This is a genomic window from Lampropedia cohaerens (assembly GCF_001005215.1).
Taxonomy (GTDB): domain Bacteria; phylum Pseudomonadota; class Gammaproteobacteria; order Burkholderiales; family Burkholderiaceae_C; genus Lampropedia; species Lampropedia cohaerens.
In genome coordinates this window covers 14,058-40,017 of record NZ_LBNQ01000033.1, presented here as the reverse complement: position 1 = coordinate 40,017, position 25,960 = coordinate 14,058, and the positions used below count along the sequence as shown (strand labels likewise).

The 25,960-nt window shown below is 66.3% G+C and carries 26 protein-coding genes and 3 pseudogenes; 18 read left to right on the top strand and 11 right to left on the bottom strand.

The window, feature by feature from the left end:
* The 14 genes from AAV94_RS10570 to AAV94_RS10505 all read left to right on the top strand — a co-directional run bounded on the left by AAV94_RS10570 (nt 1) and on the right by AAV94_RS10505 (nt 13,397).
* Nucleotides 1-360: a TIGR03745 family integrating conjugative element membrane protein gene (locus AAV94_RS10570; protein ID WP_003090173.1), complete on the top strand. Its 360-nt coding sequence runs from the start codon at nt 1-3 to the stop codon at nt 358-360.
* A gap of 11 nt (nt 361-371) precedes the next feature.
* Nucleotides 372-770 carry a TIGR03750 family conjugal transfer protein gene (locus AAV94_RS10565; RefSeq protein WP_003050133.1) on the top strand — a complete coding sequence of 133 codons (399 nt, stop codon included), beginning with the start codon at nt 372-374 and terminating at the stop codon, nt 768-770.
* Nucleotides 767-1,459, top strand: coding sequence for a PFL_4703 family integrating conjugative element protein (locus AAV94_RS10560; RefSeq protein ID WP_003116810.1), 693 nt, complete (start codon nt 767-769; stop codon nt 1,457-1,459). Before AAV94_RS10565 ends, AAV94_RS10560 begins: the two co-directional genes overlap by 4 nt.
* A complete protein-coding gene (locus AAV94_RS10555; protein WP_003116809.1) occupies nt 1,456-2,367 on the top strand; it encodes a TIGR03749 family integrating conjugative element protein in 912 nt (303 codons plus the stop codon). The genes AAV94_RS10560 and AAV94_RS10555 overlap by 4 nt, the downstream gene beginning before the upstream one ends.
* Nucleotides 2,357-3,775: a TIGR03752 family integrating conjugative element protein gene (locus AAV94_RS10550; RefSeq protein WP_003116808.1), complete on the top strand. Its 1,419-nt coding sequence runs from the start codon at nt 2,357-2,359 to the stop codon at nt 3,773-3,775. Before AAV94_RS10555 ends, AAV94_RS10550 begins: the two co-directional genes overlap by 11 nt.
* Nucleotides 3,756-4,205, top strand: a complete 450-nt coding sequence (locus AAV94_RS10545) for a TIGR03751 family conjugal transfer lipoprotein (protein ID WP_003116807.1) — start codon at nt 3,756-3,758, stop codon at nt 4,203-4,205. Before AAV94_RS10550 ends, AAV94_RS10545 begins: the two co-directional genes overlap by 20 nt.
* Complete coding sequence (locus AAV94_RS10540) at nt 4,205-7,099, top strand: conjugative transfer ATPase (protein WP_013391807.1); 2,895 nt, start codon at nt 4,205-4,207, stop codon at nt 7,097-7,099. Before AAV94_RS10545 ends, AAV94_RS10540 begins: the two co-directional genes overlap by 1 nt.
* Nucleotides 7,100-7,112: 13 nt before the next feature.
* A complete protein-coding gene (locus tag AAV94_RS10535) occupies nt 7,113-7,877 on the top strand; it encodes a DsbA family protein (protein ID WP_003116805.1) in 765 nt (254 codons plus the stop codon).
* 175 nt (nt 7,878-8,052) lie between these two features.
* Nucleotides 8,053-8,547: a JAB domain-containing protein gene (locus tag AAV94_RS10530; protein ID WP_046742256.1), complete on the top strand. Its 495-nt coding sequence runs from the start codon at nt 8,053-8,055 to the stop codon at nt 8,545-8,547.
* 164 nt (nt 8,548-8,711) lie between these two features.
* A complete protein-coding gene (locus AAV94_RS10525; RefSeq protein WP_003109772.1) occupies nt 8,712-9,158 on the top strand; it encodes a TIGR03757 family integrating conjugative element protein in 447 nt (148 codons plus the stop codon).
* Between the two features lie 83 nt (nt 9,159-9,241).
* The gene (locus tag AAV94_RS10520) at nt 9,242-10,105 is read left to right on the top strand and encodes a TIGR03756 family integrating conjugative element protein (protein WP_425337662.1); all 864 of its coding nucleotides are present in this window, start codon (nt 9,242-9,244) and stop codon (nt 10,103-10,105) included.
* 9 nt (nt 10,106-10,114) lie between these two features.
* Complete coding sequence (locus AAV94_RS10515; RefSeq protein WP_046742255.1) at nt 10,115-11,509, top strand: integrating conjugative element protein; 1,395 nt, start codon at nt 10,115-10,117, stop codon at nt 11,507-11,509.
* Nucleotides 11,506-11,865, top strand: a complete 360-nt coding sequence (locus AAV94_RS10510; RefSeq protein ID WP_009518522.1) for a hypothetical protein — start codon at nt 11,506-11,508, stop codon at nt 11,863-11,865. The genes AAV94_RS10515 and AAV94_RS10510 overlap by 4 nt, the downstream gene beginning before the upstream one ends.
* A gap of 14 nt (nt 11,866-11,879) precedes the next feature.
* On the top strand, nt 11,880-13,397 hold the full coding sequence (locus AAV94_RS10505; protein ID WP_009518523.1) for a conjugal transfer protein TraG N-terminal domain-containing protein: 1,518 nt from the start codon (nt 11,880-11,882) through the stop codon (nt 13,395-13,397).
* 15 nt (nt 13,398-13,412) lie between these two features.
* Here AAV94_RS10505 and AAV94_RS10500 read toward each other — a convergent pair whose 3' ends face one another.
* From AAV94_RS10500 to AAV94_RS10490, 3 genes are read right to left on the bottom strand one after another with little or no spacing between them, the layout of a single operon-like run.
* Nucleotides 13,413-13,790: a DUF3742 family protein gene (locus AAV94_RS10500; RefSeq protein ID WP_009518524.1), complete on the bottom strand. Its 378-nt coding sequence runs from the start codon at nt 13,788-13,790 to the stop codon at nt 13,413-13,415.
* A 26-nt stretch (nt 13,791-13,816) separates the two neighbouring features.
* A complete protein-coding gene (locus AAV94_RS10495) occupies nt 13,817-14,275 on the bottom strand; it encodes a type II toxin-antitoxin system YhaV family toxin (RefSeq protein WP_009518525.1) in 459 nt (152 codons plus the stop codon).
* Nucleotides 14,275-14,592: a type II toxin-antitoxin system PrlF family antitoxin gene (locus AAV94_RS10490; protein ID WP_023098543.1), complete on the bottom strand. Its 318-nt coding sequence runs from the start codon at nt 14,590-14,592 to the stop codon at nt 14,275-14,277. Before AAV94_RS10490 ends, AAV94_RS10495 begins: the two co-directional genes overlap by 1 nt.
* A 299-nt stretch (nt 14,593-14,891) precedes the next feature.
* On the opposite strand from AAV94_RS10490, the gene mobH reads away from it, so the two are divergent.
* The 4 genes and pseudogenes from mobH to AAV94_RS10465 all read left to right on the top strand — a co-directional run.
* Nucleotides 14,892-16,742, top strand: a complete 1,851-nt coding sequence (gene mobH, locus AAV94_RS10485) for a MobH family relaxase (protein ID WP_023657325.1) — start codon at nt 14,892-14,894, stop codon at nt 16,740-16,742.
* 293 nt (nt 16,743-17,035) lie between these two features.
* A pseudogene (locus tag AAV94_RS10475) lies at nt 17,036-18,232 on the top strand (efflux RND transporter periplasmic adaptor subunit).
* Nucleotides 18,233-18,324: 92 nt separating this feature from the next.
* A pseudogene (locus AAV94_RS10470) lies at nt 18,325-18,806 on the top strand (efflux RND transporter permease subunit); the annotation flags it as partial.
* A gap of 243 nt (nt 18,807-19,049) precedes the next feature.
* A pseudogene (locus AAV94_RS10465) lies at nt 19,050-20,516 on the top strand (chromosome partitioning protein ParB); the annotation flags it as partial.
* 207 nt (nt 20,517-20,723) lie between these two features.
* Here AAV94_RS10465 and AAV94_RS10460 read toward each other — a convergent pair.
* The 8 genes from AAV94_RS10460 to AAV94_RS10425 form a co-directional block, all read right to left on the bottom strand.
* Entirely contained in the window at nt 20,724-21,242 is a 519-nt protein-coding gene (locus AAV94_RS10460) for a GNAT family N-acetyltransferase (protein WP_023980163.1), read from the bottom strand.
* Between the two features lie 17 nt (nt 21,243-21,259).
* The gene (chrA, locus tag AAV94_RS10455; protein ID WP_003107233.1) at nt 21,260-22,489 is read right to left on the bottom strand and encodes a chromate efflux transporter; all 1,230 of its coding nucleotides are present in this window, start codon (nt 22,487-22,489) and stop codon (nt 21,260-21,262) included.
* Nucleotides 22,486-22,788 carry a PadR family transcriptional regulator gene (locus tag AAV94_RS10450; RefSeq protein ID WP_003107234.1) on the bottom strand — a complete coding sequence of 101 codons (303 nt, stop codon included), beginning with the start codon at nt 22,786-22,788 and terminating at the stop codon, nt 22,486-22,488. The genes chrA and AAV94_RS10450 overlap by 4 nt, the downstream gene beginning before the upstream one ends.
* 98 nt (nt 22,789-22,886) lie before the next feature.
* A complete protein-coding gene (arsC, locus tag AAV94_RS10445) occupies nt 22,887-23,309 on the bottom strand; it encodes an arsenate reductase (glutaredoxin) (RefSeq protein ID WP_003107236.1) in 423 nt (140 codons plus the stop codon).
* Nucleotides 23,310-23,323: 14 nt separating this feature from the next.
* Nucleotides 23,324-24,409: an ACR3 family arsenite efflux transporter gene (gene arsB / locus AAV94_RS10440; RefSeq protein WP_003109696.1), complete on the bottom strand. Its 1,086-nt coding sequence runs from the start codon at nt 24,407-24,409 to the stop codon at nt 23,324-23,326.
* Between the two features lie 10 nt (nt 24,410-24,419).
* A complete protein-coding gene (locus tag AAV94_RS10435; RefSeq protein ID WP_003107241.1) occupies nt 24,420-24,917 on the bottom strand; it encodes an arsenate reductase ArsC in 498 nt (165 codons plus the stop codon).
* Between the two features lie 12 nt (nt 24,918-24,929).
* Entirely contained in the window at nt 24,930-25,400 is a 471-nt protein-coding gene (locus tag AAV94_RS10430; RefSeq protein ID WP_003107243.1) for an ArsI/CadI family heavy metal resistance metalloenzyme, read from the bottom strand.
* A gap of 13 nt (nt 25,401-25,413) precedes the next feature.
* Nucleotides 25,414-25,743, bottom strand: a complete 330-nt coding sequence (locus AAV94_RS10425) for an ArsR/SmtB family transcription factor (protein WP_003116799.1) — start codon at nt 25,741-25,743, stop codon at nt 25,414-25,416.
* Between the last annotated feature and the right edge of the window lie 217 nt (nt 25,744-25,960).

The window sequence follows — 25,960 nt, the reverse complement described above, 5'->3', positions numbered from 1 at the left end:
ATGCACAACCGCAACCTCACTTCCCGTTTTGCCCAGCGCGCCGCCGTGGCCCTGGGCGCCGCCGCGCTGCCGGCGCTGTCGTTCGCGCAAGGTCTGCCGCAATTGGAGAACCCCACGCGCGGCACCGGCAACGGCATCATGGAGACGATCCGCAACTACGGCTACGACATCATCATGCTCGTGGCCCTGCTGGTGGTGGCGTCGATGTTCATCGGCGTCTGCTACCACGCCTACGGGACCTACGCGGAGATCCACACCGGCCGCAAGACGTGGGGCCAGTTCGGCCTCACGGTCGCTATCGGCGCCGTGCTGCTTGTGATCGGCATCTGGCTGCTCACCGAAGCCACCGGCATCCTGTAAGCGAGGCCGGTATGTCCGAGCAGCAGCACGTCCGTGCGGACGGAACGGTCACCTTCCTTCCGCACCGGCTCAACCGCCATCCCGTTGTGGTGCGCGGCCTCACCGCTGACGAACTCTGGATTTGCTGCGGCCTGTCCGGTGCCGCCGGCCTGCTGGTCGGCGCGCCGCTGTCCTGGGTGTTCCGCACGATCGCGCTGGCGCCGACCTTCGTCGTCCTGGGCGTGGCGCTCGGCGTCTTCATCGGCGGCGGCATCCTGCGCCGCCTCAAGCGTGGGCGTCCCGACACCTGGCTGTATCGGCAACTGCAATGGCGCATCGCCACGCGCCATCCGCTGATGGCCGGCTGGGTGGGTGGCCATGTGCTGATCTCGCGCTCGGGCTTCTGGTCCACCCGCAGGAGCATGCGATGAGCCGCTTCAAAAACGAGATCACCCACCTGCAGGCGCACATCAAGACCTTGCGGCTGGCCGCGGGCGCGCTGGTCGTCGTCGCCCTGGTCATGGGCGGCGGCTGGTGGAGCGCGCCGCGCGACCTGACCATCCACGTCCCGCCCGACCTGCGCTCTGGCAGTACCCGCAAGTGGTGGGAAGTGCCGCCCGAATCGGTCTATGCGTTCACGTTCTACGTGTTCCAGACGCTGAACCGCTGGCCAACCAATGGCGAGGAAGACTACTCGCGCAACCTCCACACGCTCTCGCCGTACCTCACCCCGTCCTGCCAGGCCTTCCTGCGGGCGGACTATGACTACCGCCGCTCCACGGGCGAGCTGCGTCAGCGCGTGCGCGGCATCTACGAGATTCCCGGCCGCGGCTATGGCGACGACCCCACGGCGCGCGTGCGCACCGTGTCCGATCGCGACTGGGTGGTGACGCTGGACATCACGGCGGACGAGTACTACGGCGCCGAGCAGGTCAAGCGCGCCCTGGTGCGCTATCCGATCAAGGTCACGCGGGTGGACGTCGATCCCGCCCGTAACCCGTTCGGCCTGGCGCTGGACTGCTACGACGGCGCGCCCCAGCGCATCAGTGCACCGGAGCCGACGCGCCCGGCGCCGAGTGGCCTGTCTCCGCAAGCGCCTCAAGGAGGAAACACCCCATGAAGCACCCTGTACTCGCGCTGCTGGGGCTACTGGCCGTGGCCGCGGCACCCGTCGCCCATGCAGTGGAAATCCTGCGCTGGGAACGCATGCCACTGGCAGTGCCGCTGAAGGTCGGTCAGGAACGCATCGTGTTCATCGACCGCAACGTGCGCGTGGGCGTGCCCGCGGGCGTGGGCGAACGCCTGCGCGTGCAGAGTGCGGGGGGCGCGGTGTACCTGCGCGCCAGCGAGCCGATCGAGCCCACGCGGTTGCAACTGCAGGACGCCGACACGGGCGCGCTGATCCTGCTGGACATCGCAGCCGAACCACCCAAGGACGGGGAAGCCGAGCTGGAGCCGGTGCGCATCGTCGAGGGTGACAGCGCACCGGGACGCTATGGCGAGCAGGCCGACAGTGCCGAGGCCCCGGCACGCGCCCAGGGCCAAGCAGGTGCGCGGACCGCGCGGCGCGAAACTCCGGTCCCTGTCGTGCTGACGCGCTTCGCCGCGCAGAACCTCTACGCACCGCTGCGCACCGTCGAGCCGCTTCCGGGCGTCATGCGGGTCAACCTGCCCCGCGACCTCGACCTGGACACACTGATGCCAACGCTGCCCGTGCGCGCGGTCGCACTCGCGTCGTGGCGCCTGGAGGACCAGTGGGTCACTGCCGTGCGCCTAACCAACGGCAGCGGCGGCTGGATCACGCTCGACCCGCGCGTGCTGCAAGGCGATTTCCTCACCGCCACCTTCCAGCACGAGGCGCTGGGCCCGCGCGGCACGCCCGAGGACACGACCGTCCTGTACCTGGTCACGCGCGGCCGCGGTCTCGCGCAGTCGCTGCTGCCGGCGATTCACCGCTTCGACCCGGCCGTGCATCTGCCGCAGCCGGACGGCGACGAGAACACCAAGGAGGCCCGCCATGCGCAGTAACGGCCTGCTCAAGTGGCTGATGATCCCTGTTGCCATCCTGGTGCTGTTCGTCGGTATCCGGCTGTTCTCGGGTGGAGGCAGCACGGCGCCACCCGCGGCGGACAACGGCGCCCAGCTCACGCCCGATGAAATGAAGGCGCTGGGCATCGAAGGCGACACCCCGCGCGACACCGTGGCGACGCTCGTTGCCCAAGTGAAGCAGTTGCGCACCGAGCTTCAGACCGCGCTCTCGGACAACAAGTCGCAGCGTGAAGAGAACCAGCGACTGCGCCAGCGCGAGAACTCCATCGACCAGCGCATCAACTCGGCGCTCGAATCCGAGCGGTCCAACCTGCGCCGCGACCAAGAGCAGGCGGCCAGCGCGCGCCAGCAGACCGAAGGGCTGCTCGCCGACCTGCAGCGGCGTCTGGACAGCATCGGCGGGCGCGGCGGCGGCCATGCGGACCTGCCCGTGGGCCTGGGGCTGCAGGGCGGCGACGAGGCAGGCATGGAGGGCGGCGTGCGGTGGGTCGAGCCGGACGACGCAAAGCCCGCCGAGGGGCGCAACGGGGGGCGTGGCGCGAGCGGCGGCATGAGCTTCCCCACGAGCTTCGGCCCGGCGCAGAGCACGCTCGAAACCACTGCGGAAACCGTGGCCAACGCGGGCGCCCGCGCCGCCGGGGTCAAGAGTGCCAAGCCGGTCTACACCGTGCCGACCAACTCCACGCTCATGGGTTCGGTCGCCATGACAGCGCTGATCGGCCGCGTGCCGATCGACGGCACGGTCAACGATCCCTATCCGTTCAAAGTTCTGGTCGGGCCGGACAACCTGACCGCCAATGGCATCGACATTCCCGACGTGGCCGGCGCCGTGTTCAGCGGCACCGCTTCGGGCGACTGGACGCTCTCGTGCGTGCGCGGCCAGGTGCGCAGCATCACGTTCGTCTTCCACGACGGCACGATTCGCACGATCCCCGAAGACCGCGAGGGCAACCAGCAGAACAACCAACAGCGCGATGGCTTGGGCTGGATCAGCGATCCCCACGGCATTCCTTGCGTCAGCGGCGAGCGGCGCAGCAACGCCCAGCAATACCTCGGCTCGCAGGCCCTGATCACCGCGGCCGGCGCCGGTGTGGCCTCACTCATCGAGAGCGACAGCGGCCGCATGTCCTATGTCGGCTCGGACGGCTCCATCGGCACCGTGGGCATCACCGGCCAGGAAGCGGTCGGCCAGATTCTGGCGGGCGGCGTGCGGGACATGTCGGCCTGGGTCAACAAGTTGTACGGCCAGGCGTTCGCCGCCGTCTATGTCCAGCCCGGCGCCAAGGTTGCCGTCCACCTCGAAAAGCCGCTCGCCATCGACTTCGATCCCGAAGGCCGCAAGGTCGATCACCGCGCAGGAGAAAGCCATGCACTCGAACTTGACTAACCTGGCCCGTGGCCTGGCACTGGCCCTCGCCGTCGCGGTGCTTGGCGGCTGCGCCACCAGCAAGGAAAAGCTGCTGACCCACGGTGACCGCACGATGATGGACATCTGGCAGCAGGAGGCCGGCGACGGCGGTGGCGCAGCCGGACGGAACGCCGGCCGCCAGCTGCTCGATGCGCGCCAGAGCCTGCGTCGGCCCCTGACCGACGCCGACGTGCAGGTCGCACCCGTCGAGCAGATGCGCTACACGCGCACCGCGCGCAATGAGGTCCACCGCCAGTTCCAGCGTCTGCCCAATCCCGATCTCGTCATGTACGTGTATCCGCACCTGGCGGGCACGGACCCCGTGCCGGTGCCGGGCTACACGACGGTCTTCCCGCTCAACCAGCGCATCCAGTACGCCATGCCAGGCGAGCGCGTGGAGGCCTACTGATGCGGTGGAAACTTCCCTGGCCTAAGCCGGCCGCGCCGAAGCTGGCCGCATCCGGCGCTGGTGATGATGAGCAGCCGGACGGCTGGCAGCGCCACGTCGAGGCCTTGCGGCAGGTCGGCATCCCCGAACCCGGCTCGGCAGTCCGGGGCCGCAAGCCGGCGACGGAGGCCGACGAGCAGGCGCTGTACGACGTCGCACCGTCCTTCGTGGAACTGCTGCCCTGGGTGGAGTTCTTGCCCGAGTCGAAATCGATGCTCCTGGAGGACGGCCAATCGGTGGCCGCCTTCTTCGAGCTGGTGCCGCTGGGGACCGAGGGCCGGGAACCCGGCTGGCTCGCGCACGCCCGCGACGCCTTAGAAAACGCGCTCCAGGACAGCTTCGATGAACTGGACGAGAACCCCTGGGTGTTGCAGCTCTACGCCCAGGACGAACCGAGCTTCGACCAGTACATGCAGACGTTGCGCGACTACGTGCAGCCGCGCGCCCGTGGCACGGTGTTCACGGAGTTCTACCTGCGGTTCTTTGCCCACCATCTGCGCGCGGTGGCCAAGCCCGGTGGCTTGTTCCAGGACACGGTGGTCACACGCTTGCGCTGGCGCGGCCAGACGAGGCGTGTGCGCATGGTCGTCTATCGCCGCGTGACCGGACAAGGACAGGGCCAGGCAAACCGCCGGGGCCAGACACCCGAGCAGATGCTGAACATCGTCTGCGACCGCCTGTGCGGCGGGCTGGCGAACGCCGGCATCCAGGCTCGCCGCCTGGGTGCGGCAGACGTCCATGACTGGCTGCTGCGCTGGTTCAACCCGCGTCCGACGCTGCTCGGGCCTGGGGTCGAGGACCGGGAGCGCTTCTATGCGTTCGCGCGCTACCCCGCCGACACCGAGGCTGGCGAGATCGAACTGGCGAGCGGGCGGGATTTTAGCCAGCGGCTTTTCTTCAGCCAGCCACGCTCGGACGTGGAGCATGGCACCTGGCACTTCGACGGCATACCGCACCGTGTGTTGGTCACTGACCGGCTGCGCATGCCGCCCGGAACGGGACACCTGACTGGCGAAACCCGCAAGGGCGATGCGATCAACACGCTGTTCGATCAGATGCCCGAGGACACGACGATGTGTCTGACCATGGTGGCGACGCCCCAGGACATTCTCGAATCGCACCTGAACCACCTGGCGAAGAAGGCAGTCGGCGAAACACTGGCATCGGAGCAGACGCTCAAGGACGTGCAGGAGGCGCGCTCGCTCATCGGCAGCGCGCACAAACTCTACCGCGGCACGCTGGCCTTCTATCTGCGCGGACGCGACGAAGCCGAGCTTGACCGGCGCGGTCTGGACCTCGCCAACGTGATGCTCAACGCGGGGTTGCAGCCCGTTCGCGAGGACGATGAAGTCGCGCCGCTCAACAGCTATCTGCGCTGGCTACCGTGCTGCTACAACCCCGCGCAGGATCGGCGAAACTGGTTCACCCAACTGATGTTCGCCCAGCATGTGGCGAATCTCTCGCCGGCGTGGGGTCGCAGCCAGGGTACGGGCCATCCGGGCAACACGTTCTTCAACCGCGGTGGCGGGCCGATCACGTTTGATCCGCTGAACCGCTTAGACAGGCAGATGAATGCCCATCTATTCCTGTTCGGCCCCACCGGCTCGGGCAAGAGCGCCACGCTCAACAACCTGCTGAACCAGGTCACGGCCATCTACCGGCCGCGCCTCTTCATCGTGGAAGCCGGCAACAGCTTCGGGCTGTTCAGCGACTTCGCCAGGCGCCTGGGCCTGACGGTGAACCGGGTCAAGCTGGCCCCCGGATCGGGCATCAGCCTGGCACCGTTCGCGGATGCCCGCCGGCTGATCGAAACACCCAGCGACGTGCAGACGCTCGATGCCGATGCGTTGGACGAAGACCTGCCACCGGATGCCTCGGTCATGGAGGCAGACGAACAGCGTGACGTGTTGGGCGAGTTGGAGATCACGGCACGGCTGATGATCACCGGCGGCGAGGACAAGGAGGAAGCCCGGATGACGCGGGCCGACCGTTCGCTGATCCGCCAGTGCATCCTCGACGCCGCCGAACACTGCGTGGCTGAGAAGCGCACGGTGCTCACTCGCGACGTGCGCAACGCGCTGCGCGCCCGCGGTCAGGACTCGACGCTTCCCGAGATGCGGCGCATGCGGCTGCTGGAGATGGCGGACGCGATGGACATGTTCTGCCAAGGCACCGATGGCGAGATGTTCGACCGCGATGGCACGCCGTGGCCCGAGGCCGACATCACGCTGGTGGATCTGGCGACCTATGCCCGCGAGGGCTACAACGCGCAGCTCTCCATCGCCTACATCAGCCTGATCAGCACGGTGAACAACATCGCCGAGCGCGACCAGTACCTGGGTCGTCCGATCATCAATGTGACCGACGAAGGCCACATCATCACGAAGAACCCGTTGCTCGCGCCCTACGTCGTGAAAATTACCAAGATGTGGCGCAAATTGGGCGCCTGGTTCTGGCTGGCGACCCAGAACATCGACGACCTGCCGCGTGCCGCAGAGCCCATGCTCAACATGATTGAGTGGTGGATCTGCCTGTCGATGCCGCCCGATGAGGTCGAGAAGATTGCACGCTTCCGTGAACTCTCACCAGCGCAGAAAGCGCTGATGCTTTCTGCGCGCAAGGAGGGGGGGAAATTCACCGAGGGCGTGATCCTGTCGAAGTCGATGGAAGTGTTGTTCCGCGCGGTGCCGCCGAGCCTTTACCTCGCGCTTGCGCAGACCGAACCCGAGGAGAAGGCCGAGCGCTACCAGCTCATGCAGCAATACGGCTGCACCGAGCTGGAAGCCGCCTTCAAGGTGGCCGAGAAGATCGACCAGGCACGCGGCATCGAGTCGCCCGCCTTGGAACTGTCGTAAGCCGGAGAACGCCATGGAACACAAACATCCTTCCATCCCGATGCAGGTGCAGGCGTTCCGCCGTCGGCGCTGGGGGACCCGCTGGCCGTGGGCGTTGGCTGCAGTGCTGGTTGCGCTGCTGCTGATCTGGCTCGTGTCCCGTTCGCCAGGCGGGTCCACACCTCAGACTTCGGCGCCAGTCAGCGAGACACAGGTGGCAGGGCCTCCGTGGCAGATGGGCAATCCGGAAGGTCGTTTCACACTGACGCTGTACGCGGACCTCGAATGCCCGTTCTGCCGGTCCTATTTCCCTGTGCTCAAACGTTGGGTGGCCGGCAATGCCGACGTGGCCTTGCAATGGCACCACCTGCCGTTGGCCGCACATGAACCGGCCGCTTCTGCCGAAGCGCGTCTGGCGGAATGCGCCGGCGAAGCCGGCGGGCATGCCACCTTCTGGCAAGCCGTCGAGTGGGTATATGCCCACACGCGCAGCGACGGCCAGGGCTTGCCCGAGGACCTGCGCTACCCCGACCTGACGCCAGCCATCGAGCAGTGCATCGCGAGCGAGCGGCCCGACGCGGCGATTCGTACCCAAACTGCGGAAGCCACGAACAGCGGCGTGACCGCCACGCCGTCGCTGCGGCTGCACGATCGCGAAAGCGGCAAGGCGATCCTGCTGCAGGGTCCGATCGAGGGCGATGCCTTGCTGTCAGCCATGGACATGCTCGCCGCCGGCGATCCCGCCACCACACCCACATCGGAAATGCCTGCCGACGTCGTCGGCGACATGCCCAGGTAGCCCCGGTCTTCAAGGCTACGGCGCAGTCCGCTGCGCTGACCGCAACCCGTTCGCCTCGCGTCCTGGCCGCGAACGATCACCGCTACCGCGGTGATGGATGCACCTTGTTCGTTCCCCAGGAGGGCTTGCCCTCCCAGGGCGCGCGCCCTCCGATCTCACCGTCTGGAGGTTCGCCATGTCTTTCGTCGTCAATGACTCCTACCTGGAGTCGCTTTCCGCCATCGCTACCCAACACGAGGACTGGATCATCCAGCAAGCCATCGTGCTGCTGGAGAGACGGATCTTCAAAGCTGGACCGTGCCTCAGCCGACCGGCCGCTGTGCGGGACTACCTGCGTCTGAAACTGGTCGCTGAGCCCAATGAGATATTCGCCGCTGTGTTCCTGGACAGCATGCACCAGGTGCTGGCCTACGAGCCGTTGTTCAGGGGCACGATCAACTCGACATCGGTCTATCCGCGTGTCGTCGCGCAGCGTGTGCTGGAGTTGAATGCCGCCGCGGTGGTCTTCGCGCACCAGCACCCCTCGGGCATTTCCGAGCCGTCGAGCGCGGATCGCATGCTGACCCAGCAACTGCAGGCCGCGCTGGCGCTCATCGATGTGCGGGTACTGGACCACATCATCGTCGGCCAGGGTGCCCCGTTCTCCTTTGCGGAGTCCGGCCTGCTGTAAGGGTTGCACTGCTTCGTTGATCAGCGCGGAGGCTTCGGCCTCCGCTTTTTTCTTTGCGGCGACGCAAGCAGGTATGCGGGGTGGCCGCGATGCGCATTGTTTGTTGGGGCCGCCTGGGGTTCGGCGTTTGACTATGGCCCTGATCAACTTCCGGGGCACATGACATGCCAGCAGCTTTTACCCGGTTCGCACCAGGCTGGCGAACCCTTGGCCTGGCCGTGGCGCTGCCGACGTCTCTGGCGGTGTTCAGCCCGGCCACCTTCGCCGCCGACGTGGTGGTCGTCACCGACAGCCGCCACCCGGTCAAGACCATGGGCGGCGAGCGACTGATCGAGTTGGGCGAAACGCCCCGGATCGAGGCCGAGCTTTCCGCGAATCTTCCAGCCGACCCTGAGCGGGCAGCAGCCATCGTCCGGCAACGCCTGAAGCAAGGCGGCACCGATCTTCAGCGCCGCATCGGCACCGCCTACCAGGGCGTCACCGACGCATGGAGTTTGGGTGTCACGACCATCCCGGCCGTCGTGGTGGATCAACGCTTTGTGGTCTATGGCGAGCCGGACGTGGCCCGGGCCGTCGCGCGCATCGAGCAACACCGGAGGACGCAGCCGTGACCCATCGCCCATTCGACCTGCTGCGCCGCCTGCGCGTCGCCGTGGCCTCGCTGCTGCTGATCAGCGCCACGGGCAGCTACGCCTTGAACACCGCCACCATCGTGTCCTCCGTCATGTCGCCGGACTGCCTGGAGTACCGGGTGGTGGGCATCTGCTACTGGCTCTACTGCACCTGGACGGGCTGCACGGTGCGCACATCCACCAAGGTCCGGCACTACGTGCCCGATGCGGTCGTCTCCAGCTACAGCAACACCGGAGAGAACCCCTGGGTCGAGGTGCAGGCGATGAGCACGCCCAACCCATCCGCACAGGCAGGTGGGGATGGGACCACGAACGAAGACCACGAAAACAACCTCGCCAAATTCAAGAACAGCGATGTTATCGGCCATCCCGGCGGCGAGGTGTTCAACCAGTTCGCCTCGTCCTCCGGCTACTTCTGCCAAGGCGCGGGCACGGCCTTCATGCCGTATCTGCTCAGCACCCTGGACACGCTGGCCTGGCGCTACAACGTGCCCGAGATGGCCTACCCGGAGGCGTTGATTCCGGGCATGCGTGAGGTCGGTGCGCGCACCACGATGAACCTCTGGGGCAATGTCTATCCACGCGGTGGCTTCCTGCACCAGACCGACGACCACAAATCCGGGGCGGTGGTGGCCCAGCGCGCGGGCGATGTCGTCACGCGCCGCGGGCAGTTGCACGTGTACCAGCCACTGCTCGCCAACGCCCGTGACGGCTACTGGCCGGCCGGGGCGCTGGTCGAAGGCGATACCTCCACCGGGAAGTGGCAGGAGCTGACCCCTCGTCTGTCGAACACCTGCGTGGTCTTCCCCCACAGCGGCACGCTGACCCAGGCCCAGCAAGGCGACTACGCCTGGGCGCTGTGGCGGCCGTATGCCTGCTGCGAACGCCGCGGGCAGGTGTTCCTGGGCAGCGTCGATTTCCTCTGAGGTGCCACGATGAAGCGTCCTGAACCGATGAACCTTTCCGCCAAGGCGTGCTACTTGCTGCGCCCGACGGCGCTGGCCGGCACGCTCGCTCTGGTCTGCGGCCTGGCGTGGGCGCAGGTCGGATACCAGAACAGCGGCCCCGTCATTGGCGATGACGTCATGTACTCGATCGGAGGCGGCAGCGCGGTGTCCATGGGCCGCGCGGCTGGCATGCGCTCCATCGGGGTCGGCTTGGGGTGGAACAGCAACCTGATCTGCGGCGACATGAGCATCCAGACCACGCTGCGCAACCAGCTCAACGGCATCACGAACGGCTTCCAGCAGATCATGAGCAACGTGATCCAGAGCGCCACCAGCGCGGTGGCGTCCCTGCCGGCGCTGATCATTCAGCGCGCCGATCCCGGCCTGTACAACCTGCTGACCAACGGCGTGCTGCAGGCGCGGCTGGACTTCGACCGCTCCAAGCTGACGTGCCGCGCGATGGCCGAGAAGATGGCCGAGACGGCGGGCGGCCAGCTTGGCTGGAGCCAGATGGCCGAAGGCATGGCCCTGCGTGACGCGGTTGGCAGCAACGATGCCGTTTCGGCCGTCGAGCAGGCTGAGACGCGCCGCGGCAACGACGGCGTTCCCTGGGTGGGCGGCAGCAATGCCGGTGGCGCAGGCCAGTCCGCCATTCGGGTGGTCGGCGACGTCACCCGCGCGGGCTACAACCTGGTCAACGGGCGCGGCGTGACGGACACACCCTCCATCGCGCCCGCCAGTTGCGCGAGCCTGTCCTGCCAGACCTGGACGTCGCCGCAGCAGGCGACCGAATGGGCCACCCGGGTCCTCGGGGAACAGGTGCAGCGCACGTGCGATTCCTGCACCAAGACCGAGACGGTGCCCGGCGTGGGGCTGACGCCGCTGATCCAGGAGGAGTACGAAGCCAAACTGGAAGTCTTGCAGGAACTGGTTTCCGGCGTGCGCAACACCACCTTCGAGAACTTGCGCGAGGCCGGCAGCACGTCGCTGCCGATCACGCGCGGCGTCATCGAGGCGCTGCGCGACGAGCCGGACCAGGACCTGCTGGCGCGGCGCCTTGCGTCCGAGGTGGCGCTGTCGTCGGTGCTGGAGAAGGCCTTGTTGCTCCAGCGCACGCTGCTCACGGGAAAGAAGGAGCCCAACGTGGCGGCCAACGAGTTGGCGGTCGAGGCTGTGAACCACGAGAGCGATACGCTCGACCGGGAGATCCGCAACCTGAAAACGGAGCTGGAGCTGCGCCGCGAGCTGGCGAACAACTCGCCGATGGCGATCATCCAGCGCCATGGTACGCGCGCGGCCGGCTCGCGCGGCATCTACGAGGGCGATCCGGTGCCCGACCGCCTCGACCAGTTGCAGAAGGGCAATCCGGGAGTCCGGCCATGAGCGCAATGCGCATGACCTGGCGCCCCTTGCGCTGGCTGTTCAGCCGGCGCGCGGCGAAAGCACTGCTGTGGGCGGTGGTGATCGTCGCCGCTGCGGTGGGGGCCAACGTCGCCGGCATCTACCTGGTCGGGAGCGTGGCCGGCTGGGAGCGGTGGCTCGCGGCCGCATCGGGCTACTTCTTCGTGTGGCGGTTGTGCCTGTACGGGGCGACGGCCTATGGCTGGGTCTGGATGCGGCGCCGGCTGCTGGTACGTGAGGACGACGCCCAGGCGCGGCGCCGCCTGGTGCGCACCGAGGTCGCGGGCGTCGTCGCCATCGTGGCGCTGGAAGCCAGCCTGCTGATGCAGGCCGGTTGAGGGGAGATGGCGCGATGACGCTTTTCACGACCGACTACCTGGAGTACTACCTGACGCTGGTGTCCTGGATCGTCAACAACGGCATCTGGGCGGTGCTGGTATCCAGCGGGGTATTCGCGCTGCCTTTCGTCGCCATCATCGTGCAGGAGTGGTTGAAGGCCCGTGCGGAAGGTGCCGACGAGGGCAATAAAGGCGTGCTGAGCGCCGCCCGCATCGAGAACCGGGTCTTCGTCGCCATCGTGGTGGTGATGTTCGCCGGCATTCCGTTCATCGACGTGGACCTGAACACCATCCAGTACGACAGCTCGCGCTCGGCCCAGTGCCAGGTCAGCGTGCCGCAGCCCACGGATACCGGCTGGTCGCAGTCCTTCAGCACCATCAACAACCAGTCGGCGAAGGTGCCCGTCTGGTGGGCGTTCATGCATGCACTCTCGCGCGCCGTCACGAGCGCCTCGGTGGCGGCGATCCCGTGTGGCACGGACCTGCGGCAGATGCGCATGGAGATCGACGCCACGCGCATCGATGACCCGGTGCTGGCTCAGGAAGTAGCGGATTTCTCGCGGGATTGCTATGGGCCTGCACGGGCCAAATTGTTCATGCAGCGCCCTCAGCTCGATGAGCAGCAGATGCACGACGTGACCTGGATCGGATCGCGGTTCTTCACCGACACGAACGGCTACTACGACACGTACCGTTCCAGCACGCCGCGCGATGACTGGCCCTATGACAGCAACCGCGACGCCGGGCTGGCTCAGGTATCCAGTGGCGGTGGCTACCCGACCTGCAGGCAATGGTGGGCCGATGGCGGTAATGGCCTGCGGGCACGCTTGCTGGGACAGGTGGACCCGAGCCTGCTCAATCGCCTGGCGGGCTGGGCCGGGTTCCTGAGCCGAGCCGAGGTGGACGACTCGGTAATCCGCACGATCGCGTCACCGCGGCAGCAGAAATTGAACCAGGGCAGCGTCTATACCGACTACGGCGGCCAGATCGACAAGACCCTGCCGAACATTGTGACGCGGGCCACGGGCGATGTTGGGATGGCAGTCGGCGCGATTGCCGCGTTTCCAGCCATGGACGTCGCGAGGCAGGCCCTGCCCATGGTGCTTGCATTGCTCAAGATGGCACTGGTTATCTGCATCCCGCTCGTGCTGGTCGTGGGCACCTATGACCTGAAGACGGTGGTCACGGTCAGCGTCGTGCAGTTCGCGCTGTTCTTCACGGACTTCTGGTTTCAGCTTGCACGCTGGATTGACAGCACCATCCTCGACGCGCTCTATGGCTGGGGGTTCGGCTGGAACCGGCCGCACACCAATTTCGACCCGTTGGTAGGACTGAACAACGCCTTCGGTGACATGCTCCTAATGTTCGTCACGGGCACGATGTTTCTGGTCCTGCCGACGTTTTGGGTCGCTGCCTTGGGGTGGGTCGGAGTTAAGGCTGGGGTGATTGCTCAGAACCTTGCTGTCGGCTCCAAGGAAGCGCGTGATAGCGCCGGGTCAGGTGTAAACAAGGTAGCCGGCAAGGTTCTGTGACGGACAGTCCAAACCTCAGTCATCGAACGGATCGTTCGGGTCGTGAGGGTCGAGCCGCTGGCCATTGGAAGAATACAGGCCAAAGCCCGCCTCGCCATTGCGCAGTTCATCCTGTTGCGCCCAGCGGTCATCATCCCTAGCCGAATTGCCAGCCAACCATGCCGCCGCAACGCCCAGCAGTAGCAACACCGCCAGCCAGAAGGTGGTGTACAGCAGCACCCCGAGCGCAACCAGCTTGACCACCCACACGAACGCGGTGGCACCGGCCGCCGGCATCCCCTTGGACACCAACCAACTCGATGCCCGGCGTTCGCCGCGCACGTAGGCACGCCATCCGCGACCCAAGGTGCGGCCGAGGCGTTCTGCGGTGCTGATGCGTGTCGTGGTGTTCATGGTCGTCTCCTGCTACTGAGGGATGCCTATTCCAGTTTGCTCCAATCCTGCTTGCTTGCCTGTATCAGCGCGTGCCAGTCGTCTGGTGGGTTCCCGCGTCCGAGCATCTTCTCGAACACGACATACGGGTCCGATTTGCTACCCGAAGACCGCAGGGTCTGTTCATCGTTGACCCAGGCGTACACAATGACCTTCGCCTTCGAGTCGTACCGGAAGAACAGCCGGAACCGCCGTCCGATCTTGGCCCTTCGCCAGTGGCGGTGGGCAGGTCCCAAGGTGTTGCCCTGGCGGTACTCGTCGCGTGCCGGATCGCCTGGCACCACATCCAACATCAACTGGCTCAGGGCCCGGAAGAGCTTGACGTTGGCATTGGACTCGAAGCCCGCCGGGTCATTCTCCTGCGCGCGCCTCGCGGCCGCATGCAGTTTCTGCAACTGCTCGATCACGCAGTCGTGGAAGAGCAGCGTCCAGCCATGCCGTTGCATCAGAGTTCCACTTTCCCGTCGATCTCCTCGTCCAGGTTCACACCGTGGCCAGCATGCTCCAGCATGGCGCGCGCCAGATCCTCGGGCAGGCCCCGGACGTTCCGGCCAGCTTCGATGTCGCGGGCCAGCAGGCTCAGAAACGCGCCAATGGCGGGGTCCTCGTGCTCGGCATCAACACGGGTGACGACGACTTCGCTGCCCCGCAGATCGAACGCGAGCTTGCCGCCGGCATCGACGCCGAGCGCCTGCCGGATGGGCTTGGGCAGCGTGATCTGGCCTTTAGAGGTCAGCGTGGCGACTTCGTGGATGGCAGGCATGGCGACTCTCCTGATTGCGATACCTGCATGGTAAGGAAATTTCCTTACTTTGTCAATCTGAGGCCTCACAGCGTTCTCCCGAGTCCAAGAATCGGCCCATCGTAGGGCGTGAACAGCCAGCCTTCCTGTATCAATACGGCCCTTCCGCAACCCGCATTGGCGGTGGACGGTCAGCACCCGTCGCCCTATACCCAAAGGCTGTAAAGGGTCGAAATGGCGAGGGAATGGGTTGCAAGGGGAATGGCCCTACCTCGAAAAGGCAAAAAGGCACCCCGCTCGGCCCGCGACAGGACATCCGCATGCTCTCTCTGTTCCAGCGAAAACGGCCCGCGGTCGCTACCGCTCCGACGCCACCTCCCGCATCCGACCTCCCGAAAGGGTTGATGCGGCCCGAGTCGGCCGCATCGCTGCTGGCCACCCCGCGCCGGCAGAAACTGCTGGAGCACATCTGGCAGCGCACGTCGCTCTCACGTAAGCAGTTCGCCACCTTGTACCGGGCGCCACTGGAACGCTACGCCGAGCTGGTCCAGGCTTTCCCGGCTTCCGAGGCGCATCACCACGCTTACCCCGGCGGCATGCTGGATCACGGGTTGGAGATCGTCGCCTATGCGCTCAAGCTGCGGCAGTCCCATCTGCTGCCCATTGGCGCCAGTCCCGAAGACCAGGCGGCGCAGTCTGAAGCCTGGACTGCCGCAGTCGCTTATGCCGCGCTGCTGCACGACATCGGCAAGATCGCCGTCGATCTGCACGTCGAACTGTCCGACGGCTCGCTGTGGCACCCCTGGCACGGCCCGCTGCACCAGCCATACCGCTTCCGCTACCGCGACGATCGAGAATATCGGCTCCACAGCGCTGCGACAGGTTTGCTCTACCGCCAACTCCTCGACCGTGATGCCCTGGACTGGCTCAGTGGCTATCCCGACCTGTGGGGACCGCTGCTCTACGTCCTGGCCGGCCAGTACGAGCACGCCGGCGTGCTGGGCGAACTTGTCGTACAGGCCGACCGCGCTTCCGTGGCCCAAGAGTTGGGAGGCGATCCCGCGCGCGCTATGGCCGCCCCCAAGCACGCGCTGCAACGCAAGCTGCTGGACGGGTTGCGCTACCTGCTCAAGGAAGAGTTGAAGCTGAACCAGCCCGAAGCCTCCGATGGCTGGCTCACCGAGGACGCCTTGTGGCTGGTGAGCAAGACGGTTTCGGACAAGCTACGTGCGCACCTGCTGTCAGAGGGCATCGATGGCATCCCTACGAACAACACTGCGGTGTTCAACGTGCTTCAGGACCACGGCATATTGCAGCCGACGTCGGACGGGAAGGCGGTCTGGCGCGCGACCGTGACCAGTGCGACCGGCTGGTCCCACTCATTTACCCTGCTGCGTCTCGCTCCCGCGCTGATTTGGGAGTCTGGAGAGCGGCCAGCGCCCTTCGCAGGGGCAGTGGCAATCGACGGGACACCGGCAGACAACAATGCCGATGCCTTGGTGCCCTCGCCGGCAATGACGGCAAAGCCAGCCACCGACGATCAAAAGTCTCTTCCATGGGAGGGCGTCGACGCCGCAACTCCGGTTCACCCGCCTGCCGCACACGCCGCACCCGATGTCATGGAGGACCTGCTGGCGATGGTAGGAATCGGCGATTTGCTTGTTCCCCAACAGGACGCGGAAGCCGTCTCGGGCGACGCACCCGCCGCTGGCTTTCAAACGCCACCGTCAACCTCGATGGCGCCCGTGCCGTCATCAGCGCCGGTGCCCACGTCCTCGCCGGCGCAGCCATCGGGCGAGCACTTCATGGCGTGGCTGAAACAGGGTATCGCTACCCGCCGGCTGGTCATCAACGACGCGAAGGCGCTCGTGCATACGGTGGGCGACACGGCCTACCTGGTCAGCCCCGGGGTATTCCAACGCTACGCACAAGAACACCCCCAGGTCGGGACTCTGGCCAAGCAGGAGAACCAGCAGGATTGGCAATGGGTACAAAAGCGCTTCGAGCGCCTGCAACTGCATCGCAAAAAGCCCAGGGGCCTGAACATCTGGACGTGCGATGTCACAGGCCCCAGGAAGTCCCGCCGCCTGTATGGCTATCTATTGCACGATGTTCGGCTCCTGTTCGCAGAGCCACCACCGAACAATCCTTACTTGTCACTTCTCGCGTAACCGGCGGCTCAAGAGCCGTCCAAAAATGCGACGCGGCGGACCAATCCGCAACGGCGCGAATCAGAACGTCGATATCGCTTGACCTCAAGTTTTGAGGCTTTGTAATGCCGCCGAGGTCGGTTTGCGCGCGCGTTCTGCGACGAGACGAGAAGCCGACAACCAACGGGATTCGATCTCTGCCGCATCTGTCGCTCATGGTCTTGCGCTGCCAAGAAAGCAGCGTCAGGGGACAGCGTGCAGCGCGATCGCGCTCGCTTCATTCGCTTTACGACCTGACCACGGAACCTGTTCAGATGACGACTTCCAGCTCCGACCCTCGCGGCGTGCGCCTGCTTTGGATACTGATCTCCCTCAGCGCGATGGCGCTCGCAGGTTGTAAAGAGAACGCCGGAGCTGGCGCCGGAGGCCATCCACCGCCGCCGCAAGTCAGCGTCGCGCAGGTCGAGATCAAGCCCATCACGTAATGGGACGAATACAACGGACGCATCGAAGCCATCGAGAGCGTCGAGCTGCGCCCACGGGTGTCTGGCTACGTCGAGCGGGTCGCCTATCGCGAAGGAGACGAGGTCAAGAAGGGCGATGTGCTCTTCATGATCGATGCCCGAAGCTACCGCGCGGAACTGGCCCGGGCCCAGGCGCAATTGACCCGGGCGCGCAGCGAAGCCGGCCGCAGCAGAAGCGAGGCGCAACGTGCCAAGGTGCTGGTCGAGCAGCAGGCTGTCTCCACCGAGGCCTGGGAGCAGCGCCGCGCCGCTGACGAGTCCGCGCAGGCTGAGGTGCAGGCCGCGCAGGCTGCGGTGGAGACGGCGCAGTTGAACCTGGAGAGGACCCAAGTGCGCTCGCCCATCAACGGGCGCGCCAGCCGTGCCCGCTTTACCGCAGGCAACCTGGTGGCCGCCAGCGATGCAGCCAGTGTGCTAACCACCATCGTGTTCCAGGACAGGGTCTATACCTACTTTGAGGCCGATGAGAAGGCGTTCCTGCGCTACTCGCGCATGGCGCGCAAGGGAGAGCGCCCCAGCGAGCGAGGCGGCCAGCTGCCGGTCCAGATCGCCCTGGCGGACAAGGCGGACTTCTCTCACACCGGCACGGTGGACTTCCTCGACAACCAGGTGGACCGGGGCAGCGGCACGATCGCCGTGCGCGCGGTGCTGGACAACAAGGATCGCGTTTTCACGCCGGGCCTCTATACCCGCGTGCGACTGGTCGGCAGCGGCGAATTCTCGGCCGTGTTGATCGACGACAAGGCGGTGCTGACCGACCACGACCGTAACTACGTCTACATCGTAGACAAGGATGGACTGGCGCAGCGACGTGATGTGAAACTGGGTGGCAGTTCCCATTGGCTGCGCATCGTGCGAGGGGGGCTGGCGGCGGGCGACCGCGTGATCGTCAACGGCGCGCAGAAGGTGTTCTTGCCGGGCATGCCTGTGCAGGCCACGGCGGTGCCCATGGTGGCTGCTGCGGCGCCCGCGTCCGCCACCAAATGAAGCACCACGCCGGAGCGCGCCACCGATCGGACGTATCACACAACGAGCGGCGCGGCGCGCTTCCCCCTGGACTCCTTTCAAGGTATTAGCCCATGGACCTCTCCAAGTTCTTCATGGACAGGCCGATCTTCGCGGCTGTGCTGTCGATCGTCATCTTCGTCTCGGGCCTGCTCGCGATCCCGGCGCTGCCGATCAGCGAATATCCCAAGGTCGTGGTGCGCGCCGTGTATCCGGGCGCCAACCCCAAGGTGATTGCCGAGACCGTGGCGACACCCCTGGAGGAGCAGATCAACGGCGTCGAAGGCATGATGTACATCAAGTCTGTCGCCGGCTCCGACGGCGTGCTGGTGACCACGGTCACCTTCCGTTCTGGCATCAACGCCGATGACGCGACGGTGCGGGTACAAAACCGCGTCGCCCAGGCTCAGGCCCGGCTGCCCGCGATGTGGTGCGCCAGGGCATCACCGTCCAAAAGCAGTCCCCCGCCTTCCTGATGGTGGTGCACCTGACATCGCCCGATAAGCAGTACGACACGCTGTACCTTCGCAACTACGCCCGGCTGCACGTCAAGGACAGTTGCACATCGAGCCGCGCAAGACCGACAACGAGTAGTCCTGTCCCAAGCAGTCGGGCGTCCCGGCGTGCCGCCGTCGCGCTGTCGTGCTGCGCATTGAGCCTCGCTGCGCGAGTCTCGCCCCTGTCGGGCTTCCATCGCTGGCGCCTCCGGCCCGGCTCGCTGATCCGTGCCTGCGCGCTCCGCTTGCCGAAAACCGGCGTGCGTGGGTGGCGTGAGGGGGCGGTCTTGCTGTGTCCCTTCGCCGACGACCACGCCGCGCAGGAAGCCACGTTCTATGGTGCGCCGGAATGGCAGCGCAGCCCGTCCAAGCTGCGCGAGCGCCTGACCGAGCGCGAAATCGACGCCGCGCACGCGCTGGTGCGCTTCGTCGGGCTGGACGCCTACCGGCAGGCAGGCGGCGGCATCCGCCGCGACCTGTTCGCGGAAGGCGATGCCGGAACCTACCTCACCGATACCGCAGTGCTGGAAACGCTCGTGCGCGACAAGCTGGCAACGCTGGCCGAGGACGTGCGCGCCGAGGGCTGGGCATGGGTGGAGGCCGTGCCGCATCTGGCCTACGAGGAACGGCAGGCGTTCCAGAACGCCCCGCGCCACCGCCGCGAGCCGACCACCCGCGAGGCCCGCCGCATCGCCTCGCTGGAAACCCGCCTCGAAAAGATCGACGCCGAACTGGAAGAAGCCTGCGACGCCGAGGACGAGGCCAAGGCCGAGAAGCTGGAACAGCGGCGCGATCAGGTGGTCGGAGAACTGCAAGACGCGGAGAATGCCTTGCAAGGCTACGCCCCCGAAGTGCGCGAGGTGGCCGGTGCCATCGTCACCATCGACCGCAACGGCGAGGCTGTTATTCATCGCGGCCTGCTGCGCGAAGCCGAGGCCAAGGCGCTGCGCACGCTGGAAAAGCTGCGGCGCGGCTTCGGCAGCACCGAAGGCGAAGCCGCCAACGAGGAGCACGAGGACGCCGACGACCCGCCCAAGGCCGCGAGCCTGTCCGACCAGCTGGCGCAGCGGTTGAGCGCCCACCGCACGGCGGCGCTGCAAATCGAAGTGGCCCGGCATCCGCACGTCGCGCTGGCCGCGCTGGTGCATGGCATGGTGCAGAAGGTTTTGCAGGACAGCTACCACGGCCACGACCTGCCGCTGGGCGTGAGCCTGAAAGTGCAAGACCGGCTGGAAGGCATGGCCCCGGACTGGCCGGAGTCGCCCGCCGCTGTGGCGCTGCGCGAACTGCAACAGGTAGCCGGGGAAGCCTTGCCGGAGGACAGCGCCGAACTGTTCGCCGCGCTGCTGGCGAAGTCGCAAGACGAACTGGTGCGGCTGCTGGCCGTGTGCGTGGCTTCCACGGTGGACGTGGTGACGCCCCGTGCCACGCCGCACCAGCCCGGCGCAGAACTGGCGCAGGCCGTGGGCCTCGACATGGCCGCATGGTGGAAGCCGACCGCAGAAGGCTACTTCAAGCACGTTTCCAAGGCCGTGATTCTGGATGCCGTGGGCGCGTTTGCACCGGAATTCGTCACCCGGCTGGCGAAGCTCAAGAAGGCCGACATTGCCAGCGAGGCCGAGCGGCTGGCCGATGGCACCGGCTGGATGCCCGCCATCTTCAAGGCCGAAGGCCCGCAGGAGGCCGCGCAGGAAGAAGGCCCGGAGCAGGACGCCCCGGAGGATACCGAGGCAATGGCGGATGAACCCGCCGAGGCACTGGCCGCTTGACCCGCGCCGAAGGCAAGCGCCCCGGCCTCGACCGGGGCGCTTCGCTTTGTGTGGTGGCGCATCGAGACGAAGGAATAACCGCGATCAGCACCGCGCCCAGGCCGTTCCGCCCTGGGCGCGGTGGACGCGAAATCCGGGTGCGACAGTGGCCGCGCCCGGTGTTCAAGGCCAATAGCCGAATTAAAACGCCGCCGCCTTCGCGCTGGCTCAGGCGGCGGCGTTGAAGGCATCGCTGTAGTGCGCGATGCCTTCCGGCACTGTCCCATGCAGGGCCAGCGCCATGAAATAGCCGGGCGGCACGCCCGGCAGTTGCAAGCCCGCATGGGCCTGGAAGCCAAAGCGCGTGTAGTACGTTGGATCTCCCAGCAGCACGCAGCCTGCGGCCTGCATAGCCCGCAGTTCAGACAGCGCCTGTTCCATCAGGCGCGAACCGATGCCTCGCCCCTGCCTTGGCGGCAGGACGGAGATCGGCCCCAACCCATACCAGCCCTCGGTCTTTCGCCTGTGCTCATGGGTGATCGTTACTGGCGACAGCGCGACGTGACCGACGACGCGCCCATGTTCTTCGGCCACGATGGAAAGCGTCAGTTCGTTGGCGGCACGCAAGGCGCGCACGATGAATTGCTCGGTGTGGCTGGTGTGTGGTGCATCAGCGAAGGCGGCGGTCGTGACCGCTTCGATGGCGGCAATGTCGTCGGCGGTTTCGTGTCGGAGCTGGATGGTCAGGGTGTGCCACATGAGATTCAGACGCCCATCGCCATGACCCAGCCCACCAGCCCGGCTAACAGCACCACGAGCGCCGGCGGCACGCGCCCCACCGTCAGCAGTCCGAACGAGAGCAGCGCCAGCCCAAAATCCGCCTTGCTGTGGATGGCACTCGTCCATACCGGGTCATAGAGGGCGGACACCAGAATACCGACCACGCCGGCGTTGATGCCGGCCATGGCCGTCTGGATGCCCGCGCGGTGGCGCAGCCCTTCCCAGAACGGCAGTGCACCGACCAGCATGAAAAAAGCGGGGAGGAAGATCGTGCCCAGGAGTGCCAGCCCGCCGATCCAGCCATGCAGCGGTCCGTGGGCGACCGCGCCGAGGTAGGCCGAGAAAGTGAACAGCGGCCCCGGCACGGCCTGCGCCGCACCGTAGCCGGCCAGGAAGTCGGCATTGCTCACGACGCCGCTGGGCACCACCGAGGCCTGCAGCAGCGGCAGCACAACGTGTCCACCGCCGAAGACCAGTGCACCGGAGCGGTACACCCCTTCCAGCAGGGCTATCGTGGACGAGTCCGTGGCTGCCGCCCACAGGGGCAGCCCGACGAGCGGTGCGGCAAACAGCAGCAGCGCCACGATGCCCAGCTTGCGCGAGACGGGGTAGCTGTGGGCGTGGCCGCCGCCGGGTTGCGCGATCTTCAATGTCCACCAGCCCAGCAGCCCTGCCACCGCGATGGCGGCAAGCTGTCCCGCGGCCGAGGGCAGGACCATGGTCAGCAGCGCCGCCAGAATGGCCAGCGCGGCGCGCGGCCGGTCCGGGCACAACGACTTGGCCATCCCCCAGACCGCTTGCGCCACGATGGCCACGGCGACGACCTTGAGCCCGTGCACCCAGCCGGACTGGGCCAGCCCCTGGTACTCGGCGATGCCAAAGGCGAACAGGATCAGCGCAATCGCCGATGGCAAGGTGAATCCGGCCCAGGCCGCCAGCAGCCCCAGCCAGCCCGCGCGGCCCAACCCCAGCGCCATACCGACCTGGCTGCTGGCCGGCCCCGGCAGGAACTGGCACAGGGCGACCAGATCGGAGTAGCTGCGGTCATCCAGCCAGCGGCGACGCTCGACGAACTCCGAGCGGAAATAGCCCAGATGCGCGATCGGCCCGCCGAAGGAGGTCAGCCCCAGCTTGAGGAAGGCGCCGAAGACTTCGACGGGTGAGCCGCGCGCGGCAGCGGCCTCATGCTGCAAGGTGTTGGTGGAATCTGTCATTTGTGCATCGCCTCCCCGGTGAACTCCCGGATGCGGTCCTTGGCCAGCGCCAAGCCTTCCTTGCCCTTGGGCGTGATCGTGTAGAGCTTGCGCACGGTGCGCCCTTCACGCTCCTGGCGGGAGACGAGGTAGCCGTCGCGCTCCATCTTGTGCAGCATCGGGTACAGCGTTCCGGGGGAGAGGCGGTAGCCGTGGTGGGCCAGCTCGTCGATCATCCATTGCCCGTAGATCTCCTGCTCGGCTGCGTGGTGCAGCACATGCAGGCGGATCAGCCCCGACAGCAGGTCGTGGTGCTCCATGGCACGTGGAGTAGGTTTCTCTTTCATATCGAATATCGATAACGAAATTCGATAATACCAGCCTCACTTCAGATTGCCTGCCGCTTGTGCGGGAGGTCTCAGACCCTGCGACCCTCCGCATCCACCACGGCTTCGCCGTCTTCCTTGCGGAACGCGCCGCGCTGCGGCTGCGGCAGGATGTCCAGCACGGCCTCTGAGGGCCGGCACAGGCGCGTGCCCAGCGGGGTCACCACGATGGGCCGGTTGATGAGGATGGGGTGCTGGAGCATGAAGCCAATCAACTGCTCGTCACCCCACTTCGGGTCATCGAGGCCCAATTCCGCATAGGGCGTACCCTTCTCACGCAGCACGGCGCGCATTGGCGCGCCCATGTCCGTGATCAGGCGTTGCAGCGTTTCGCGGTCAGGCGGTGTCTTCAGGTATTCGATAACGTTCGGCTCTTCGCCGCTGTTGCGGATCAGAGCCAGCACGTTGCGCGACGTGCCGCAGGTGGGGTTGTGGTAAATGGTGATGTTGCTCATGAGTCGTGTCTTGGTTATCCGCGGGCAGGGTTCGGGCCGCACTCATACCAGCCCTTGCTTTGGTTGACGATCCGAACGACCAGTAGCATGACTGGCACCTCGATCAGCACGCCGACCACGGTGGCCAGCGCGGCGCCGGACTGGAAGCCGAACAGGCTGATGGCGGCGGCTACGGCAAGCTCGAAGAAGTTGCTGGCGCCGATCAGCGCCGAAGGACAAGCGATGCTGTGCTGCTCGCCCGCCTTGCGGTTGAGCCAGTAGGCCAGGCCGGAGTTGAAGAACACCTGGATCAGGATCGGAACGGCCAGCATGGCGATGACCAGTGGCTGGCGGATGATGGCCTCGCCCTGGAAGGCGAACAGCAGCACCAGCGTGAGCAGCAGCGCCGCGATGGACAGCGGCCCGATGCGCTCCAGCGCCCGGTCGAAGGCGGCTTGGCCCTTGCTCAGCAGGGCGCGGCGCCAGAACTGGGCCAGGATGACGGGAATCACGATGTACAGGCCGACCGATACCAGCAGCGTGGCCCACGGCACCGTGATGGACGATAGGCCCAGCAGCAGGCCGACGATGGGCGCGAAGGCGAACACCATGATGGTGTCGTTCAGCGCGACCTGCGACAGCGTGAACACAGGATCGCCCCCGGTCAGCCGGCTCCAGACGAACACCATGGCTGTGCAAGGTGCGGCGGCCAGCAAGATCAGGCCCGCGACATAGCTGTCGAGCTGGTCGGCGGGGAGCCACTGCGCGAAGACCTGGCGGATGAAGATCCACGCCAGCAACGCCATCGAGAATGGTTTGACGGCCCAGTTGATGAACAGCGTCACGCCGATGCCGCGCCAGTGCTGCTTGACCTGGCCGAGAGCGCCGAAGTCCACCTTGAGCAGCATGGGAATGATCATCACCCAGATCAGCAGGCCCACGGGCAGGTTGACCTGAGCCACTTCCGTGCGGCCGATGGCCTGGAACACGCCCGGCGCGAACTGGCCGAGCGCGATACCGGCGACGATGCACAGCAGCACCCACACGCTCAGGTAGCGCTCGAAGACGCTCATGGTGGGGGCGGCCGGCACGCGGCCGGCCGTTTGGGTTCCAACACTCATCGCGCCAACCTCACTTCGTACCAATGCTGCGCAGCTCGTGCTGCAGCGACATGGCATCCAGGCGCTGAATCGGCAGCGACAGGAACAATTCGATGCGTCGGCGCAGCGTCAGCGCCGCATCCGTGAACGCCTTGCGCTTCTGCTCGTCGGTGCCTTCAACGGCTGCAGGATCAGGCACACCCCAATGCGCCGACATCGGGCGCCCCGGCCACACGGGGCAGACCTCGCCGGCGGCGTTGTCGCAGACCGTGAAGATGAAATCCAGCTCCGGCGCACCGGGCGCCGCGAACTCGTCCCAGTTCTTGCTGCGGTAGCCGGCGGTCGGCATGTGCAGCCGCTCCAGCGTGGCGAGCGCCAGTGGGTGGACTTCGCCCTTGGGGTGGCTGCCCGCCGAGTAGGCGCGAAAGCGCCCCTGGCCCAATTCATTGAGGATGCCTTCGGCCAGGATGGAGCGGGCCGAGTTACCCGTGCAGATGAACAGGGCGTTGTAGGTCTTGTCGGTGGTCATGGGTATCTCACATCAGCAGCAGGAGGAAGCCGGCTTCACCGCAACGCCCACCGGCTTGCCGCGCACCGGGGTACAGCACGCTGCGGCGGAAGTCGCTGCAGGCGCCGCTTCGTTAAAGACCGGAATGTTGCCCAGCGTGTGGAAGTGCTCCCAGGCCACGCCCTGCGGATCGGTGATCCAGTGCTTCTCGCTGCGCGCGTAGCAGCAGGTCGTGGTGCCCTCGTCCAGCAGCGTCATGTCGGCCGCCTCGGCGCGGGCCTTCAGCACCGCCAATTCCTCGGCATCGTCGGTCTGGATACCCAGGTGGTCGATGCCCGGCTTGTTGCCACGTGTGGAGATGGCGAAGTTGACCGGCGGGTCTTCGAGCATCCATTTGGCGTAGTCGCCTTCGACGCGCGCGGGCTGCGCGGCGAACAGTTGGGAATAGAAGCCGATGCTGCGGTTCAGGTCATCGACGTGCAGGTGGACGTGAAAGCGCTTCATGGGGGTGATCCTTTCAGCAGGAAGTACAGGCAGAGGAGGATTCGGTGACCTCGCACGCGCCGCCCTGGCAGCAGTGCTCGGTCAGATAGCCGAGCAGCCCATTCATCTGGGTGAAGTCGGCGCGGTAGATCAGGTTGCGGCCCTGCTGCTCGATGGTGACCAGGCCGGCATGGGCCAGTTCTTTCAGGTGGAAGGACAGGGAGTTGCGGGCCACGTCGAGCTGGTCGGCGAGGACGCTGGGTGTCAGCCCTTCGGGGCCGGCGACCACCAGGGCGCGGAACACGCGCAGCCGCTGGGTATGGGCCAGGGCGCCGAGGGCGGAAATGGCTTGGGTCTCGTTCATGATTCGATAATACAACATTTATTGAATCATTGGCAAAACGCTTCAATTGAATGGAGCCTGCGCGCTTGCGAGGCTTGACTTTCAAGACAGTTGCTCACGCCTTCGCGCCTGCGGCGCTGCGCGCTTCGCTTGCCTCCAGGGGAAAGCCCTGCGGGCTATCCCCGCCGCGCGATGCTTGGCGCCCCTCGATGCCGCCGAACCGGCTGCGCCGGATCGG

What these genes read in the sequence shown, in the direction of transcription:
- AAV94_RS10525 (WP_003109772.1), top strand. Translation starts at nt 8,712, where the DNA reads ATGCCAGCAGCTTTTACCCGGTTCGCACCAGGCTGGCGAACCCTTGGC.
- AAV94_RS10430 (WP_003107243.1), bottom strand. Translation starts at nt 25,400, where the DNA reads ATGAAGCGCTTTCACGTCCACCTGCACGTCGATGACCTGAACCGCAGC.
- arsB (WP_003109696.1), bottom strand. Translation starts at nt 24,409, where the DNA reads ATGAGTGTTGGAACCCAAACGGCCGGCCGCGTGCCGGCCGCCCCCACC.
- AAV94_RS10555 (WP_003116809.1), top strand. Translation starts at nt 1,456, where the DNA reads ATGAAGCACCCTGTACTCGCGCTGCTGGGGCTACTGGCCGTGGCCGCG.
- AAV94_RS10495 (WP_009518525.1), bottom strand. Translation starts at nt 14,275, where the DNA reads ATGCAACGGCATGGCTGGACGCTGCTCTTCCACGACTGCGTGATCGAG.
- AAV94_RS10560 (WP_003116810.1), top strand. Translation starts at nt 767, where the DNA reads ATGAGCCGCTTCAAAAACGAGATCACCCACCTGCAGGCGCACATCAAG.
- AAV94_RS10530 (WP_046742256.1), top strand. Translation starts at nt 8,053, where the DNA reads ATGTCTTTCGTCGTCAATGACTCCTACCTGGAGTCGCTTTCCGCCATC.
- AAV94_RS10505 (WP_009518523.1), top strand. Translation starts at nt 11,880, where the DNA reads ATGACGCTTTTCACGACCGACTACCTGGAGTACTACCTGACGCTGGTG.
- AAV94_RS10490 (WP_023098543.1), bottom strand. Translation starts at nt 14,592, where the DNA reads ATGCCTGCCATCCACGAAGTCGCCACGCTGACCTCTAAAGGCCAGATC.
- AAV94_RS10535 (WP_003116805.1), top strand. Translation starts at nt 7,113, where the DNA reads ATGGAACACAAACATCCTTCCATCCCGATGCAGGTGCAGGCGTTCCGC.
- AAV94_RS10570 (WP_003090173.1), top strand. Translation starts at nt 1, where the DNA reads ATGCACAACCGCAACCTCACTTCCCGTTTTGCCCAGCGCGCCGCCGTG.
- AAV94_RS10545 (WP_003116807.1), top strand. Translation starts at nt 3,756, where the DNA reads ATGCACTCGAACTTGACTAACCTGGCCCGTGGCCTGGCACTGGCCCTC.
- AAV94_RS10450 (WP_003107234.1), bottom strand. Translation starts at nt 22,788, where the DNA reads ATGGAGCACCACGACCTGCTGTCGGGGCTGATCCGCCTGCATGTGCTG.
- chrA (WP_003107233.1), bottom strand. Translation starts at nt 22,489, where the DNA reads ATGACAGATTCCACCAACACCTTGCAGCATGAGGCCGCTGCCGCGCGC.
- AAV94_RS10425 (WP_003116799.1), bottom strand. Translation starts at nt 25,743, where the DNA reads ATGAACGAGACCCAAGCCATTTCCGCCCTCGGCGCCCTGGCCCATACC.
- AAV94_RS10540 (WP_013391807.1), top strand. Translation starts at nt 4,205, where the DNA reads ATGCGGTGGAAACTTCCCTGGCCTAAGCCGGCCGCGCCGAAGCTGGCC.
- mobH (WP_023657325.1), top strand. Translation starts at nt 14,892, where the DNA reads ATGCTCTCTCTGTTCCAGCGAAAACGGCCCGCGGTCGCTACCGCTCCG.
- AAV94_RS10510 (WP_009518522.1), top strand. Translation starts at nt 11,506, where the DNA reads ATGAGCGCAATGCGCATGACCTGGCGCCCCTTGCGCTGGCTGTTCAGC.
- arsC (WP_003107236.1), bottom strand. Translation starts at nt 23,309, where the DNA reads ATGAGCAACATCACCATTTACCACAACCCCACCTGCGGCACGTCGCGC.
- AAV94_RS10565 (WP_003050133.1), top strand. Translation starts at nt 372, where the DNA reads ATGTCCGAGCAGCAGCACGTCCGTGCGGACGGAACGGTCACCTTCCTT.
- AAV94_RS10515 (WP_046742255.1), top strand. Translation starts at nt 10,115, where the DNA reads ATGAAGCGTCCTGAACCGATGAACCTTTCCGCCAAGGCGTGCTACTTG.
- AAV94_RS10435 (WP_003107241.1), bottom strand. Translation starts at nt 24,917, where the DNA reads ATGACCACCGACAAGACCTACAACGCCCTGTTCATCTGCACGGGTAAC.
- AAV94_RS10550 (WP_003116808.1), top strand. Translation starts at nt 2,357, where the DNA reads ATGCGCAGTAACGGCCTGCTCAAGTGGCTGATGATCCCTGTTGCCATC.
- AAV94_RS10500 (WP_009518524.1), bottom strand. Translation starts at nt 13,790, where the DNA reads ATGAACACCACGACACGCATCAGCACCGCAGAACGCCTCGGCCGCACC.